The following is a 15,231-nucleotide window of genomic DNA, read 5'->3' on the forward strand; positions in this document are numbered from 1 at the left end:
GGGTGAACTCCCCACCGAGTGGCGACGGTGAACCCATCGAATGCGCGATTCTTGGCTCCGCTCGGGGCCGCTCCGGTCCCCAGCCGTGTTTCCCGGTCTCGCGAGGTGTTCCCCATGACGTCCCGATCCACGCTGACGGCCTGGCTGGCCGGCCTCGACGCCCCACGGCTATCGCGCGTGCTCGGGATACGGAAGGACGCCGTGGCGCCACCGGAGCCACGTTCCGTGGAGGAGTCGGCGGAACGTCTTCTGCGGCCAGGCTCGGTGGCACTCGTCCTGCCACAGCTACCGCGGCCCTGCCTCCAAGTGGCCGAGGCCCTGGCCGCCTTGGGAACTCCCCTGTCGCGCGGCGCCCTGGCGAGGGCGCTGGGAGCGACGGCACCCACTGCCGCTCGGGAACTGGACGCCGTTCTGGAGGCTCTGGCCGATCACGCACTGGTCTGGCCGGACGGCGACGGGAACCTCCACATGGCCGCCCCCTTGTGGCAGGCGTGGGACGCGCCTCTCGGGCTGGACGCACCGCTGGAGGAGCTGCTGGAAGGTGTGACCTCCGAGGAGCTGCGCGGCATGCTCGTGGCACTGGGCATCAAGCCGCCCGGCACCAGGCAGCAGCGCACGGCCGCCGTCCTGGAACACCATGGCGATCCGCAGCGCGTCGCCGCGGTGATCACGAAGGCCCCTTCGGCCGCCCGGCAGCTGCTGGAGCGACAGGCGGAGTCCCCACCACAGCACACGGAATTCGTCGTGTTCGGAGCCTCCACGGCCGATGTCCCACCGGGTGAGCGATGGGCCCTGGACAGGGGGTTCCTGATCCGCGACCGCCACGGATACGGGCCGGCCCGCATGCCCGCCGAAGTGACACTCGCGCTGCGCGGGCCAGACTGGCGTGCGCCGTTCGATCCCGTACCGCCCGTGGCGGAGCTGGTGCCCGTCCCCGCGGTGGAGGTGGACCGGGAGGCGACCGCAGCCGCCACGGCCTTCGCGACCCACGCCACATCGGTCCTGTCGGCCTGCTCTGCGGCTCCACCGGCCCGGCTGAAATCCGGCGGGATCGGCGCGCGTGAACTGAGGCGGATCGGCAAGGCCGCGCAGGCCGACGACGCAGTAGTACGCATCACCCTGGAGATCGCCCACTCGGTCGGGTTGCTGGGCGCCGACGGCGACCGCATCGCACCCACCGCGGTATACGACGCCTGGGCCGTGCAGGAACCGGCAGCGCAGTTCGCCGACCTGCTTCACGCATGGTGGAACCTGCAGTTCACTCCCTCGCAGTCCCGCGACGAGGACGACAAGTCGCTTGCTGCCGTGGCCGGGGTTCCTCGCTGCAGCGCCTGCCTGCAGGCTCGGCGCGGGGTGCTCGCAGCGGCGGCAACGCTTCCCGAGGGCCAGGGTGTACGGGTCGGCACCGATCTGGGTCCGCTCGCCGCCTGGCACCGTCCGCTCGCTCATCCGTCGTTCCACGACGAGACGCCCTTCGCCGCGACGGTCCGCGAGGCCGAACTGACGGGCGTCATCGCCCGAGGCGCTCTCTCCCGGCTCGGTGCGGCCCTGGTGACCGGCGACCGGGAGGAACTGGCCGCCGCATGTCGACGGCTGCTTCCGGAGGCCACGAGAACGGCCCGGTTCGGCAGCGACCTCACCGCCATCGTCACCGGTACGCCCTCCGCACGCCTGGCCGAGCTCCTGGATTCGACCGCCGACCGGGAGACCAGCGGCACGGCCTCGGTATGGCGGTTCAGCGGCGACAGCATCCGCCGCGCCCTGGACACCGGTCGTGCTCCGGACGAGATCTCGGCCGAGCTGACCGCGGTCGCCGACGGGCCCCTGCCGCAGCCCCTGTCCTATCTCGTCGCCGACGCCGCCCGCCGTCACGGCCGTATGCGCATCGCCCCCGCCGCCTGCGTCATCCACAGCGACGAACCCACGCTCCTGGCCGAGCTCGCCGCCCACCGGGCACTCGCCGCACTCGGGCTGCGGCAGCTCGCCCCGACGGTGCTCGTCAGCGGCAGCTCGCCCGACAAGACCCTCGCCGCGCTCCGGGACCAGGGCTATGCGCCCGTCACCGAGGCCGCGGACGGGACCGTACGCATCGAGAAGGTGCCGCCTCGACGGGCCGCCGCCGTTCCGGCCCCTCGGAAGGCCACCACGAAGGCCACCACGAAGGCCGGGACCGGACGCCCAGCACACCGAACGGCGCCGGCGCCCGCCGCAGTCGCCCCCTACGCTCTGGCGGTCCGGCTGCTGGCCACCCCGCCGACCGCTCCGGAACCCGACCCATTCGGCAACGGAGTCCCCTTCGGCACGGACACCGAGGAGATCGTCGCCGGATACGCAAAGCAGCTGACGTACACCGACGTCCGCCAGCTCGCCCACGCCATCGACACGGGCACGGCCATCACCGTCGAGTACGTCGCCACCACGGGCAGCCGCACCGTCCGTACCCTCAGCGGCCTCGACCTCGACCCGCCCTACCTCGAAGCCTGGTGCCACCTTCGGGACGCCGAGCGTGTCTTCACCCTCTCCCGCATCCACGGCGTCATGCCGCCAGCGCATGACTGAGGCCCCGGGCGCGTGATGATCAGCGGGAGCGTCGCCGCTGGGCGCCCTACGTCCGGCAGCCTCCATGCATCAACATTGATGTACTTGGCGCACATTTTGATATACGGCGAGGTGCACCGATGAGCCGCACAGTGATCGATCTCGACGACGAACTGCTGGCCGAGGTGGCAAAGGCCCTCGGAACAGGCACCAAGAAGGAGACCGTCAACACCGCCTCGCGTGAGGTACTGGAGAACCGGCGCAGAGCACTCGCGCTCACTCGCCTGCGCGCGGCGGCAGGCGAGGGGGCCTTCGCCCTTGAGCTCTTCGAGGACAAGAGGAATTACCGTCGGTGAACTCGGCCCAGTTCCTCATCGACACCAGCGCCCTCGCCCGGTTCCTGCGCGGTGATGCCGAACAGTACGGATGGGACCAGGCCGCAGCGGCAGGTCTCATCGCGACCTGCCCGATCACCGAACTCGAGTTCTTCTACAGCGCCCGCTCCGCCGCAGACCGCGCGCAGGGAATCGAAGACCTGCGTCTCCTCCTCGGGTGGGTCCCTGTGGACGATCGGGCATACAGCCGGGCCCGGCAGGTCCAGGAAGCCCTGACCGAACGAGGTCAGCACCGCAGCGCAGGGGCAGTCGACCTGGTCGTGGCCGCCACCGCCGAGCTCCAGGGCCTCACTCTCCTGCACCGCGACCGCGATTTCGAACGCATCGCCTCTATCACCGGCCAAGCCCTCCAGTGGTACGGGCCTGACGCCGGCAAGTGACCGTCACGGTCTCGGTTCTGGTCTCATTCGCCCCCCCTGCCCGGCCCCGTCCGGACTGGGCCACCCCGAACACCCCGCCGCAGGTCATGACGTCCCCGACCCCCGCCGGACCCCGTATGAACATGTGGAAAGCGTGTTGGGGGCAACCTCACGAGTTCGAATCTCGTATCCTCCGCCGGCCCTCTGGCGTTTCCTCGTCTCGGTCCACGTCTCCGTCAGCGGCCGCCGCGCCCTGCGGCGAGGGTCGTTCGGGCGGGAGGCATCGCCATGCGGAACCAGGGTGACGAGCGCAATCTGATGGCATGAGCGGAAGCAAGCCCACCGGCCCGCCGCCAGGACCGCAGCGGGGCCCGTCGTTTCCTTCCTCGGCTTCCTCGGCGGCTCCGTCGCCGCGCAGGAAGGTCTTCAGCCATGCCGCGGCGGCGCTCGTCGGGCTCCTGGTCGGTGTGCTCATCGGCGTAGTGGGATCGGGGGGCAACGCCGCGGACGCCCCTACCGCCACCCAGACCGTGACGGCCACTCCCCAAGCCGCCCAGACGCCCCCGGCCGCCCCGGCTTCGCAGCCTGCCACCAGCGCGCCGCAGCAGAACCGCACACCCGCGACGGAGATCCCCGGCGACGGCGTCTTCCTCGTGGGCAAGGACATTCAACCGGGGACGTACCGAAGCGACGGCAAGGACAACACCCTCTGCTACTGGGCACGGCTGAGCGACACCACCGGCGAGCTGGGCGACATCATCGCCAACGGAAACGCCGCAGGACAGGCCATCATCAAGATCGACAGCGGCGACAAGGCGTTCCAGACCTCCGACTGCAAACCCTGGCGGCGCATCGGTTGAGGCCGGCCCGCTCGATCGCCCGCCCTGGCGGTGGTCGGTGGTCGGTGGTCAGTGGTCAGTGGTCGGTGGTCGGTGGTCGGTGGTCGTTCGACGATGGTTCGGTGGTCGGTGGTCGGTGGTCGGTGGTCGGTGATCGGTGATCGGTGATCGGTGATCGTCTGACGGTGGTTCGGTGATCGTGATCTCGTCCCGTGGGCGGGTGCGGACCGATAGCGTCTGTCGCGGGCGTGTGGGGTGGGGACCACCGCGCCGGGCGCGAGGGGAGCGTGGGGGGGATGCAGCCGCTGGCAGCGGACGATCCGCGGCAGGTGGGCGAGTACCGGTTGCTGCGGCAGCTCGGGGCCGGAGGGATGGGCCGGGTGTACCTCGGCCGGACCGCGGGCGGGCGGACCGTGGCCGTGAAGGTGGTGCGCCGCGACCTCGCCGAGGACTCCGAGTTCCGGGCCCGGTTCCGGCAGGAGGTGGCGGCCGCGCGGCGGGTCGGCGGCACCTGGACCGCACCGGTCCTGGACGCGGACACCGAGGGCGAGCGCCCTTGGGTGGCCACCGGCTACGTCGCCGGGCCCTCCCTCACCGCCGCGGTACACGAGTTCGGACCGCTGCCCGAGCCGGCCGTACGCACCCTCGGCGTCGGCCTCGCCGAGGCGCTCACCCATGTGCACGGCCTCGGGCTGGTGCACCGCGACGTCAAACCGTCCAACGTGCTGCTGACCTTCGACGGGCCGCGCCTGATCGACTTCGGCATCACCCGCGCCCTGGACGCCACCACCGTGCTCACCCAGTCCGGTCAGGTGTTCGGCTCGCCGGGCTTCATGTCGCCCGAGCAGGCGAACGGACTGCCCGCCGGACCCGCCAGCGACGTCTTCTCCCTCGGCGCCGTACTCGCGTACGCGACGACCGGCACACCGCCGTTCGGCTCCGGCGTGAGCGCGCCCGTCCTCCTCTACCGGGTCCTGCACGAGGAGCCCGACCTCTCCGAACTGACCGGCCCCCTCCACTCCCTCGTCCGTGACTGCCTGTCCAAGGACCCGTCCGCCCGCCCCGCCCTCGGACGGCTGCGGGAACTGCTGGACACCGACAGCACGGCCGCCACCCGCCTGGGCGGCGGTGACTGGCTGCCGCCCGCGCTGGCGGCGGCGGTCGGGCGCAGCGCCGTAGAGCTGTTGGACCTGGAGGGTGAGGACGAGGACGAGAGAGACGGCGACGAAGGCGCCGGGGAGGGGCCGGTTGCCGAGGCGGCGGGGTCGGCGGGGTCGGCGGGGTTGACCGCGGCGGCGGACGGCGTTCCCAGTGCGGATGGCGTCCCCGGTGCAGGTGGTGTCCCCGGTGCAGGTGGGACCCCGCCGCTCGCCCCGCCCGGATTCGGTCCGCCGACCGTGGGGCCCGTGGGGGCGGTCGGGCCGTACGCGCCGACGCCGGTCTCGACGCCGGCGATGCCGAACCACCGGCCCTACGCGCGGCGACCGCGCGGACGGAGGGCGTACGGGGTGCCGGTGGCCGTGCTGGTCGGCGTACTGGCGCTGGGCGGCGGGTACCTGCTGGTCCAGCAGATACGGGAGAGCTACCGGGAGGCGGCCGCGTCGGACTCCGGAGGGAAGACTCCTACCGGGGGGAGGACGACGACCGCCGCCCCCGATCCGAAGAGCCCCGACCCGACGGGTCTCGAATCGACGGGTCCCGAATCGACGGGTCCCGGATCGAAGACTCCGGGGCCGACCGACGGCGGTTCCGATGGGAGCAGTGACAGCCCCGCGCCCGACGACACCGACACGGTGCCGGGACCGAACATCATCCCGACGAAGTTCCTCGGGACGTGGGTCGGCGAGGGCAAGGACGCGTACGGGGACCGCACCACCGTCACCCTCACCATCGTCCAGTCGGCGCAGAGCGAGGAGAAGAGCAAGGTCCGCACCGAGACGCCGGGGGCCGGCACCTGGTGCGAAGCCGCGTGGACGCTCACCGACGCCGACGAGAGCCGGGCCTCCTACGCGTCCCGGGTGACCCGCGCCGCGCCCGGCGACGCGTGCGTCGACGACGAGTCGATCTACCGCCTGATCACGATGCAGCCGGACGGCACACTCCACTACATGGACCTTCTGAAGCAGGAGCGGTACACGATCCTGCGGAAGAAGACGTGAGGCATGCGGGTGTCCCGTCCTGACTCGACCAAGCTGTGGAGAGACGGCGTTGGCCGGTCTTGAGGGTGGGTGAAGCCGAAGCGCCCCCTGCCCTCAGGACCGGGTTACGGCTCGGGGGCGAGCAGGAACCGTTCACCCCGTCCGCCCGTCATCTCCACCGGAGTCGCCACAGTTCAGCTCGACACGCCGTTCGCTCTGCACCGCCGAGGCCCGAGGAGATCCATGGTCGACACCGTCAACTCACTGGCCACCCGCGTCCACGAACTGCTGGTGGCGCACCTGACGAACGCCGCCGCCGAGATGGTGGCGGAGCTGGACGTCATCTCCTCGTTCGCGCGTGACCACTTCGGTGCCCCGCAGCGCGTCGACGTCGCCGCGGGTCTCCACGACGTGGCCGCACGTGCCACGGCGCTCGGCCCCGAGGGCACCTGGCTCGTCGCGGCGGCCCATTCGACCCTCAGCGGCATGGCCGTCCTCCGCGGGCAGGCCGACCAGGCGATCTTCCACCTCGACGCCGCCGTGACCGCCGGCTACAACGACTGCGTGGCGCTCCACGTCGCCCCCGTACGCCCGCTGCACCACGACCCCCGCTTCCAGGCCCTGTACCAGCGCATGCGGGTCACCCAGGCGGACCTCGACGAGTTCTTCTGGCTGCATCAGGAAATGCAGACCATGTCGAGGGAGTCCCAGGACGCGACCGTCGACAACATCGGCCGCCTCGACACCGGAATCTCCCTGCTCCCCCAGGCCCCCCTGCCCACCCGCGAACCGAACACCCTCGGGGTCTGGGTCACCCGCATCGAACTCGCCGCCGTCCAGACCGCGCTCCAACAGGCCGCCATGAAAGCGGAGTTCCAGCGCAGCTCCGGCAACACCAGCCTCAGCCTCATCGACGACTCCTGGGACTATCCCCGCGCCCGGCTCGACGCCTGGCACGCCGACGACCTGGACACCCGGCGCCGACAAGCCGCCGAGGCCCGGGCCTTCGTCGAACGCCCGGGCCTCGGCACCACACTCGCACCCTGCCCACCGCTGGGCTCGATCCGGTACCCGGCCTGAGGAGGGCCGGGTAGGGCGGGCGGGACTGGGGCCTGTCAGGGCGGGTGGGACCCGGGCCTGCCGGGGCAGGCGGGGCAGGCGGGGCAGACGGAACCGGGACCTGCCGGGCCGGGCCGACGCGGGCCGATCCGATCCGATCCGATCCGGCCCGGCCCCGCCCTGCCCGGTCCCCGGTGGGCTCCGTCGCCGCTACCGCGCCCAGGGCAGGGCGCGGGTGCCGTCCGTGCCGGGAACGGAGGCGACTCCGTCCGCGCGCATGGCGACATGGGCCTCGGCCGCCTCCGGCGCGTGGATACGGCGGACCACGCCGGGCGCGAGGACGAACGTCCGACCGGCCTCGACCTTCTCCGTGACGGCCCCGCAGCTGACCTCAAGGGCGCCGGCGGTCACCGTCCACACCTGCTCGCGGCTGATGACGTGCTCGGGCCCGGTCTGACCGGCCGCCATCTCGACCGTCCACGTGCTGAGTTCCGCGCTGCCGCGACTGGGAGCCGCAAGACCGGTCATACGGGCGTTCGGGGACGCGGTGACGTTCTCGTCGGTGGGGGTGATCACGGACAGGGCCGGGACGCCGGGCCCGCCCGGCAGGTCCACCACAGCCGCCGTGTCCACCGCAGCCACCGTGTCGACCTCATCCGCCGTGTCGACCGCAGCCTCCGCGTCGTCCACAGCCGCCGTGTCCACCGCATCCGACACGCCCGTCGCCGCGCCCGTCGCCGCATCCGGCGCGTCCTCAGCCACCGCCGGATCCGGCGTCGCCCATTCCACGAGCTGGACGACGACGCCGTTGGGGTCGGTCAACTGGAAGAGGCGTTCGCCCCAGGGCTCTTCGCGCAGCGGCATGGTGATGGGGGCGCCGGCGGCGGCGAGGCGCCGCTCCTCGGCTTCGATGCCGGAGACGGTGAGGGCGAGGATCAGCCCCGCTGCCTGCTGGTCGCGCTGTTCGGGCGGGAGCACTTCGCTGCCGCTGCGGAGCAGCACGATGTCGGCGGCGGCGTCGCCGCGGCTCAGGGATACGAAGCCCTCGGCGGCCATGGCGACCTCGTACCCGAGGTGCGTACGGAAGAAGTCGCGCGAGGCGTCCACGTCGGCGACGGTCAGGGACAGCGTGGAGGTGGTGACGTTCAGGGTGACTCCTGACGAGAGGGGAGTGGAACGGCGAGGAGGTGACCCCGCTCGTTCCATCGGACGATTTTTGCTACGGACGTAAACTTAGACCCGCCCACCCAGACCGTCAAGACTATTTTTACAACGAGGGTAAGATTTCTCCATGACTACCGAGATGGGGCTCCGCGAGTCCAAGAAGCAGGAGACCCGGCAGCTGATCTCCGACTGCGCCACCAGGCTCTTCATCGAGCAGGGCTTCGAGCGGACCACCATCGCGGAGATCGCCGCCGCCGCCCGCGTCGCCAAGAAGACGGTCACCAACTACTTCCCCCGCAAAGAGGACCTCGCCCTCGACCACCACGAGGCCTTCACCCAGGGCCTGGCCCACGCCGTCGCCGAACGCGCCCCCGGCGAAGCCCCCCTCACCGCCCTGGGACGGACCTTCCGCGCCGCCCTCCTCGCCCACGACCCGGTCGTCGGCTTCACCGGCCCCGCCTTCGCCCGCATGGTCGCCGACAGCCCCACCCTCACCGCCCGCCTGCGCGAACTGCACGACCAACGCGAAGAGGCGCTCGCCGCCGCACTGGCGACCGCGGCCGACCCCACGCCGTCGGACACCTCGTCGGACACCTCGCCCGACACCCAGCCGAACGCCGCCGCACCGCACACGGCCCCGGTGGCCGACTCCCCCTCCGCGCCCTCCATCGCACCGCGCGCCGCCGCCGCCCTCATCGCCGCGGCCGACCGCCTCCTCTTCCGCCGTATCCAGGAACTCACCCTCGCCGGCCAGGACGACGACCGGATCGAAGCCACCCTCCTCCCCGAGGCCGACCACCTCCGCGCCCTCCTGGCCGCCGCCCTCGACGACAACCCCTCCGCCGCGACCTGGTGAACCGCCGTACGACACCGCCGACCCCGCCGGCCCCGCGGCGCCAGGCCCCGGAGACACCGAAGGGCCCCACCGCGCATGGTGGGACCCTCCGACAGAAGCCCGGCACTGGGGCCGTACGGCCGTGTCAGCCGTATCAGCCGTTGACCACGATCGTGGCCGTGTTGTTGGTCAGGTCGGGGTCGAACGAGCGGATCGGCGGCTCGTACTGGTCGTTGTCGATCGAGACCGTCGCCTTGGTCTTGCCGGGGCGGTCGATCCGCAGGTCGAAGCCGAACGTGTGGGTGGCGCGCTCGTCCAGGTAGATGGGCGAGGCGCAGCGGTAGCGGGGCGCGCCCAGCTGCTCCTCCACCCAGTCGCCGGTCTCGGTGAGTGCGGAGCAGGAGTCGGGCTTGGCGGTGACCGTCGTACCGGCGGGGATCCTGACATCGACGGTGACCGCCGGCTCCCCGGCACCGAGCGAGGCGATCCAGGCCGGCCCGCGGTTCTTCACGGTCACGTCGGCCCGCACGGTCGCTCCGACCGCCCCCTCGACCCGGCTGCCCCTCAGCTTGAGGTCGGCGGTGTTGGCGGCGTGGATGATCACGGAACGGTAGTTGTCCTGCGGGTCCAGGTCGGGCACGGGAGCCGTGGCCGTGCCGGTGGACTCGGCCGTGGCCGTGGCCGTACGGAGCGCGGGCGCGGGTACGAGTTCCAGCTCGGCGCCCGTGCCCGGCGTGTACACGTGGCCGCCGCGGGCCGCTTCCAGTGCCTCGGCGGAGTAGGACCCGACCGAGTAGTCGTACCGCTCGTACAGGGCGTTCTTCCCGACCTTCAGCGGGTTGTCGAGCGTGAACGACTGCCCGGGGGCGATGGGCTCGTCGAGCACGCAGAGCGCATCGGTGCCGGTCTCCGTGTCCCGGTACTCGCAGTTGGCGGGCCGCTCGGCGAAGCCGAGACCGCGCGAGGCGAAGAGACGCAGCAGGGCGCCGGGCGCGGTGCGGTTCCCCCGGTTGCCGAGGGTGGCGGGCACCGTGATGGCGCTGCCCGGCGCGACGCCCTCCTGCCGCGGCGCCTGGCTCAGCGCCAGGTCGGCGCCGTTCCCCAGAACCACGCGGGTCTCCCCCGGGTAGGACGTCAGGTCACCCGCGACGGCCGTGTACCGCAGCACTCCCTCCGCCCCGTCCGGCACTCCCGGCAGCGCCCCGACCTTGAGCACCGCGGCCGTCACCGGTTCGGCACCCGCCAGCTCCGGGACCTCACAGACCGCCGTGTCGACCGTCTCGGTCGCACAGTTGGCAGGCCACGTGACCTTCGCGAACGCCCCCAACCCACTCGCGTCCACGGTGATCCTGCCCGCCCCCACCACGTTCTCCGGGTTGTCGTGCGAGACCTTCAACGCCACGGTCCGCTCCGGCACCGTCCCGTCCTCGTACGCCCCCGGCAACACCAACTCGTACGGATCCGAATACGTCCACAACTGATCACTGACAGCCGACGCCGACCCCGCCGCCCCGAGGCTCAGCACCCCGGAGACGGCAAGCACGGGCACCAACGCGAGACGGCGCGTACGACGAGAGATATACGGAAGTGTCATGTGAGGGCTGACCACCGGGCGCCCTGGATGGTTGTACGGGGGTTACACGGGGCAGGGCCGGTACTCGAGGCTCAGCTCGCGGTCGACGGCGTAGCTCGTCCGCATCGACGCGTCGATGACCATCTGCCAGGAGCCGTACTTGGCGTAGAGCTGGTCCGCCGTCGGGCCGAGCGGATTGCCGTACTTGGCGATGTTCCGCTCCTCCAGGACGCGGACCTCCTCCGGGCTCATTCCCGCACGGGTGATCTCCTTGGCCTGGTTCCGCATGTCGACCAGCTCCCGCGCGATCTCCTCATCGGTGAAGCCCGCCTCCCGCATGGCGGCCTCGGTGCGGTGCATGTCCTCAAGCAGCCCGTGATACCGCATCCGGGTCCGCTGCGCCTCCACCTTCTCGTCCATCGGCAGGACCCGGATCCGGCACACGACCGGGTCCGTGCTGGGACACGGATCATCAGCCGATACGGGCCGCGCAAGCGGAGCGGTGATGACCGAGCCGCACGCCTCGGCCGCATCCGCCACCGCCGAACCCGCCGTACCCAGCAGAGCGACGGCAGCCACGAACGGAACCAGCGCACGGCGCAGGAACGAGGAGGGAGGAGCGGAGGAAAACGGGGAAAAGGGGAGGGAATGAGGGAGAGATTCCATGCGCGCCACCTTGGCGACGCCACCGGCCCCCTTCACGCAGGCGCACCGACGATCACTCCTACGGGGAGCCGACCGGCCGGCGCGCTCGGCGGCAGAATGGCCGACGCCGGCATCGACGACGACTTCATCGACTCGGTCAAATCCAAAGTCACCCGCGGCACTTCCGCCCTCTTCCTCTCCACCGACGCCGTCATCGACCGCGTACGCACCGCCTTCCCCACCGGCCACGCGGAACTCATCCAGTCCAACCTCGACACCACCCAAGAAGCCAAACTCCGCGAAGCCTTCGCCGCCTGCCCCCGCCCTCTCCCCTCCCGCGCCGCGGTCCTCGCGTTTCCGCCCCCACCCCCTGCCGTCACCCGATGAGCCCCCGTTCACCGGATCGGAGGGTCATATGAGGGAGGGACGTTACTGCGGGCATCCGTATGTAGTCATGCCGATACTTTCTGTGATGACCAGTCGGCGCTCGACTTAACAGGGGTTATCGATGCGGAAGTTGGCTACAGCGGTGGTGGCTGCGGGGTTGTTCTTCGGGGGGATGGGGGTGGCGGTGGCGGACTCGGCGCGTGAGTTGGTCATGAGGACGCCCGGCGTCGGCTTCGTCGGCACCTACCAGTGGCAGCCCACGACCAAGATCCCCAGCGGTCTTCATGTGAAGGGCAAGCTGCGAGACGAGAGCAACGACGACGGCCACAACGTCTACCTCCGCGTCAAGGTCGAGGAATACGCGTGGGGTCAACTCACAGGAGTCCAGCGCAAGCACGTCAACGTCGACAAGGTCTACTTCGACGGCGCTGTCCTCAAGACCAAGCAGGTGCGAATGCATGCCTGCATCGACCGCGGCTCCTTGCGGCCTGACCACTGCTCACCGGAGCGGCTTTTCTCGCGGAAGTAGCTATCGGTTCCGGGAGTCGCCTTTGCGCGACTCCCCTCCCTCAAGGAGCGCACCAAGATGGACGTCATCCTCCGCGCCGAGGGCGTGGATCTCCTTTACGGCACCGAGCAGGCCGTAAGGAAGGCAGATTTCACGCTCAAGCGCGGCGAAGTTGCCGCCATCATGGGGAGCAGCGGATCGGGGAAGTCATCGCTGCTGTACTGCCTTGCCGGAATCCTGCCCCCGACCAACGGCACGGTGACCTTCGATGGCATGCAACTCTCGACACTCCCCGACGGTGAGCTGAGTGCTCTGCGCCGTACACGTCTGGGCTTCGTCTTCCAGTACGGAGAGCTCCTGCCTGAACTGACCGTGGAGGAGAACGCGGCGCTTCCTCTACGGCTCGCCGGGATCAGCAAGACGCATGCCCATGCGATGGCCAGCCAGGTGCTCGGGCGGCTAGGGATGGGTGATCTGCTGCGCCGAAGAACGTCGAAGCTGTCTGGTGGCCAGAGCCAGCGTGTTGCAGTTGCACGGGCTCTGGTCCACCGGCCGGACGTGGTGTTTGCAGATGAGCCGACCGGAGCACTCGACAGCGTCAATGCCTCTGCTGTGCTGGAGGAGTTCCTGCAGTTGGCGCGGAGGCAGAAGACGGCCGTGGTCATCGTCACGCACGATGCCGACGTCGCTGCGAGAGCCGACACGCAGTACACGATGTCGGACGGAGTTCTGGCACAGAGGGTGGCTGTATGAATCCCTTCGTCCTCGGGATGCGTCTGCTGCGAGGTAGCGGGCGTCGGGGGCAGGCCCGCTTCCTGCTGATGGCCCTTGGCTCGGCACTTGGGGTGGCCTGCCTGGCCGCCGTCCTCACGATCCCGTCGATCCTTAACGCTCACGACGCTCGCACAGCCGCCCGCGAACCGAGTCCCGGCACAAGTAGCTTCCTATACCAGGAGTTTCGTGATCCGTACGGGTCGCAACCGCTCCATAGGGTATTCGTCGCACGACGGAGCCCCGGGCCCGCTCCGGTGCCCCCAGGCGTCGCGGAGCTTCCTAACGCAGGCGAAGCAGTGATCTCGCCTAAGCTCGCTGAGATTCTGGCAGCCAATCCGAGGGCAGCCGGTCTTGTCCCCGGCCGCGTAACCGGCACCATTGCGCCAGAAGGCCTGGGGGACACCGAGGACCTATACGCCTACATCGGCACCACTCCGGCTGAGCTGACCGAAGCAGAGGAACTAGGCAGCTTCGGCACTGGCCGATCGTGGCGGCAGATCGTCGAGCCATCGACACTCGGCATTCTGCGTTACACCCTCGGGTGCATCGTGCTGCTGCCGCTCGTCATCTTCCTCTCCGTATGCGCCCGGCTCTCCGGCGAGTCGCGCGCCAGGCGGCTCGCCGCTCTCCGACTCGTCGGGCTCAGCATGAAGGACACAGTGCGGGTCAATTCCGCGGAGAGCGTTGTGGCTGCCCTAGTGGGAGCCGTTCTCGGACTCACGGGCTATATCGGGATGAACGAGCTCATGGCTCGAGTCGGGTTGCCGGGCTTGCACTGGTACCCGGCAGATGGCTGGCCCTCGGGTTCGACCATCGCCATCTGCCTGCTCGGCTGCCCGCTTCTCGCGTGGGTCGTGGGGCAGTTCAGTGCTCGGCGGGCGGCTCTGTCGCCGATCAGTGTGCGGCGGACTGGGGAGCGGAAGGCTCCGAAGAAGTTCGGGATGCTGTTGCTGGTACCTGGGCTTGGAGTCATCTCCGGGTACTGCGTGGCCAGCGCTGTGGGGCGGGATCCTTCAGGGGGGTCGGCCAGCTCGTTGTTGGTGCCCGGTGCCGTGTTGTTGACCGGTGCTGGGCTGGTCTTCGGGTTGGCGCCCATGACCGCGTGGGTCGCGCGGCGGCTGGCGGGGGCGGCGAGGTCGCTGCCGTTGTCGTTGGCGATGCGGCGGACCGAGGTAGATCCGGGTTCTTCGCTGCGGGTGGTGACTGGCCTCGTGCTGCTGGTGTTCGGGGCGTCGCTCACGCAAGGGGTACTTATCGAGCTGGACCAGGTGAGCCGGCGAACTGGGCCTCTTCAGGAGTACGCCATTCACTTGAAGGACGTGTCGCCGGCTCAACGGGAGGCGCTGTCCAGGGTCTCCGGTGTGAAGGCGGCGACTGTCTCGTACAGCTCGTGGGATCCGCTGGACGGAAGCGAGGTGGCCCGCGCCGACCTGGTGGTCGGCACGTGTGAGCAGCTCGCCGCGTACGCGCGGCAGGCCAGTGGCTGTGTGGATGGCCGCATCATGCAGCTGCGGGACGAAGGGACTCCGATCGAGTACGACCCGAAGGCGGGGGAGCGCTATCCCTTCGCGTTGGAGGACGGCCGGAAGGTCCTGATCACCGTGCCTGCAGAGCGGGTCGCCCTGCGGACGTGGGGTGTGTCCGCTTTCAGGGCGGGCGCTCTGCTCGTCCCCCCGTCACTGGTTCCTTCCGACCTCGCGGATGCGAACGGCACCCTCACTCTCCTCAGCGCCTCCGACCCCGAGACCGTTCGTGCCGTGCTTGATGGCATTGGGGCTGTGGCGCCGACGGCGGCGGTTGAGCCGGTGGGGATTGTGATTGATTCGATGGCGCAGTTGAGGGTGATTCGGAGTTTGTTGGTGGTGGGGATGGTGTTGGGGCTGGTTATCGGGGTGGCGGCGTTTGTGGTGTCGGTGGTGGATAGGGGGATGGAGAGGCGGGGGGAGGTGGCGGCGTTGGTGTTGTTGGGGGCGAGGGCGGGGACGTTGAGGGTGGTGCAGGTGGTGCAGGTGTTGGT

Annotated in this window: 14 protein-coding genes; 11 read left to right on the forward strand and 3 right to left on the reverse strand. The window is 70.3% G+C overall.

Annotated elements, in window-relative coordinates:
- Nucleotides 1–114: 114 nt before the first annotated feature.
- From OO54_RS31010 to OO54_RS31035, 6 genes are all read left to right on the forward strand, one after another.
- Nucleotides 115–2,559 carry a helicase-associated domain-containing protein gene (locus tag OO54_RS31010; RefSeq protein WP_033208967.1) on the forward strand — a complete coding sequence of 815 codons (2,445 nt, stop codon included), beginning with the start codon at nt 115–117 and terminating at the stop codon, nt 2,557–2,559.
- A 119-nt stretch (nt 2,560–2,678) separates the two neighbouring features.
- A complete protein-coding gene (locus OO54_RS31015) occupies nt 2,679–2,894 on the forward strand; it encodes a type II toxin-antitoxin system VapB family antitoxin (protein WP_033208969.1) in 216 nt (71 codons plus the stop codon).
- On the forward strand, nt 2,891–3,313 hold the full coding sequence (locus OO54_RS31020; RefSeq protein WP_033208971.1) for a PIN domain nuclease: 423 nt from the start codon (nt 2,891–2,893) through the stop codon (nt 3,311–3,313). Before OO54_RS31015 ends, OO54_RS31020 begins: the two co-directional genes overlap by 4 nt.
- Before the next feature lie 302 nt (nt 3,314–3,615).
- Nucleotides 3,616–4,152, forward strand: a complete 537-nt coding sequence (locus OO54_RS31025) for an Rv1352/Rv1906c domain-containing protein (RefSeq protein WP_157856538.1) — start codon at nt 3,616–3,618, stop codon at nt 4,150–4,152.
- A 275-nt stretch (nt 4,153–4,427) separates the two neighbouring features.
- Nucleotides 4,428–6,290, forward strand: a complete 1,863-nt coding sequence (locus tag OO54_RS31030) for a serine/threonine-protein kinase (protein ID WP_033208973.1) — start codon at nt 4,428–4,430, stop codon at nt 6,288–6,290.
- Nucleotides 6,291–6,512: 222 nt separating this feature from the next.
- Nucleotides 6,513–7,349 carry a hypothetical protein gene (locus tag OO54_RS31035; RefSeq protein ID WP_033208975.1) on the forward strand — a complete coding sequence of 279 codons (837 nt, stop codon included), beginning with the start codon at nt 6,513–6,515 and terminating at the stop codon, nt 7,347–7,349.
- A 189-nt stretch (nt 7,350–7,538) separates the two neighbouring features.
- Here OO54_RS31035 and OO54_RS47675 read toward each other — a convergent pair whose 3' ends face one another.
- Nucleotides 7,539–8,534 (reverse strand): VOC family protein, encoded by a 996-nt coding sequence (locus OO54_RS47675; protein WP_234439351.1) that lies wholly within the window; start codon nt 8,532–8,534, stop codon nt 7,539–7,541.
- Nucleotides 8,535–8,631: 97 nt separating this feature from the next.
- On the opposite strand from OO54_RS47675, the gene OO54_RS31050 reads away from it, so the two are divergent.
- A complete protein-coding gene (locus tag OO54_RS31050) occupies nt 8,632–9,348 on the forward strand; it encodes a TetR/AcrR family transcriptional regulator (RefSeq protein WP_051787314.1) in 717 nt (238 codons plus the stop codon).
- Nucleotides 9,349–9,481: 133 nt separating this feature from the next.
- Here the strand turns inward: OO54_RS31050 and OO54_RS31055 are convergent, their stop codons facing one another.
- Both OO54_RS31055 and OO54_RS31060 read right to left on the reverse strand, forming a co-directional pair.
- Nucleotides 9,482–10,744: a hypothetical protein gene (locus OO54_RS31055; RefSeq protein ID WP_234439350.1), complete on the reverse strand. Its 1,263-nt coding sequence runs from the start codon at nt 10,742–10,744 to the stop codon at nt 9,482–9,484.
- Between the two features lie 219 nt (nt 10,745–10,963).
- On the reverse strand, nt 10,964–11,602 hold the full coding sequence (locus OO54_RS31060; protein ID WP_106970127.1) for a hypothetical protein: 639 nt from the start codon (nt 11,600–11,602) through the stop codon (nt 10,964–10,966).
- On the opposite strand from OO54_RS31060, the gene OO54_RS44105 reads away from it, so the two are divergent.
- The 4 genes from OO54_RS44105 to OO54_RS31080 all read left to right on the forward strand — a co-directional run.
- A complete protein-coding gene (locus OO54_RS44105) occupies nt 11,549–11,932 on the forward strand; it encodes a DUF1269 domain-containing protein (RefSeq protein WP_078905423.1) in 384 nt (127 codons plus the stop codon). The genes OO54_RS31060 and OO54_RS44105 overlap by 54 nt on opposite strands.
- A gap of 211 nt (nt 11,933–12,143) precedes the next feature.
- The gene (locus OO54_RS31070; protein WP_234439348.1) at nt 12,144–12,461 is read left to right on the forward strand and encodes a hypothetical protein; all 318 of its coding nucleotides are present in this window, start codon (nt 12,144–12,146) and stop codon (nt 12,459–12,461) included.
- A gap of 57 nt (nt 12,462–12,518) precedes the next feature.
- Nucleotides 12,519–13,193: an ABC transporter ATP-binding protein gene (locus tag OO54_RS31075; protein WP_033208983.1), complete on the forward strand. Its 675-nt coding sequence runs from the start codon at nt 12,519–12,521 to the stop codon at nt 13,191–13,193.
- A 317-nt stretch (nt 13,194–13,510) separates the two neighbouring features.
- Nucleotides 13,511–15,231, forward strand: a 1,721-nt coding sequence (locus tag OO54_RS31080; RefSeq protein WP_209440906.1) for an FtsX-like permease family protein, incomplete at its 3' end; no start/stop codon positions are given.

The sequence above is a fragment of the Streptomyces wedmorensis genome (assembly GCF_000716445.1).
Taxonomy (GTDB): Bacteria; Actinomycetota; Actinomycetes; order Streptomycetales; family Streptomycetaceae; genus Streptomyces; species Streptomyces wedmorensis.

Coding starts and splice junctions, on each gene's coding strand:
- OO54_RS31075 (WP_033208983.1), top strand. CDS start 12,519: ATGGACGTCATCCTCCGCGCCGAGGGCGTGGATCTCCTTTACGGCACC.
- OO54_RS31035 (WP_033208975.1), top strand. CDS start 6,513: ATGGTCGACACCGTCAACTCACTGGCCACCCGCGTCCACGAACTGCTG.
- OO54_RS31010 (WP_033208967.1), top strand. CDS start 115: ATGACGTCCCGATCCACGCTGACGGCCTGGCTGGCCGGCCTCGACGCC.
- OO54_RS31050 (WP_051787314.1), top strand. CDS start 8,632: ATGGGGCTCCGCGAGTCCAAGAAGCAGGAGACCCGGCAGCTGATCTCC.
- OO54_RS31070 (WP_234439348.1), top strand. CDS start 12,144: ATGAGGACGCCCGGCGTCGGCTTCGTCGGCACCTACCAGTGGCAGCCC.
- OO54_RS47675 (WP_234439351.1), bottom strand. CDS start 8,534: ATGGAACGAGCGGGGTCACCTCCTCGCCGTTCCACTCCCCTCTCGTCA.
- OO54_RS31030 (WP_033208973.1), top strand. CDS start 4,428: ATGCAGCCGCTGGCAGCGGACGATCCGCGGCAGGTGGGCGAGTACCGG.
- OO54_RS44105 (WP_078905423.1), top strand. CDS start 11,549: ATGAGGGAGAGATTCCATGCGCGCCACCTTGGCGACGCCACCGGCCCC.
- OO54_RS31015 (WP_033208969.1), top strand. CDS start 2,679: ATGAGCCGCACAGTGATCGATCTCGACGACGAACTGCTGGCCGAGGTG.
- OO54_RS31025 (WP_157856538.1), top strand. CDS start 3,616: ATGAGCGGAAGCAAGCCCACCGGCCCGCCGCCAGGACCGCAGCGGGGC.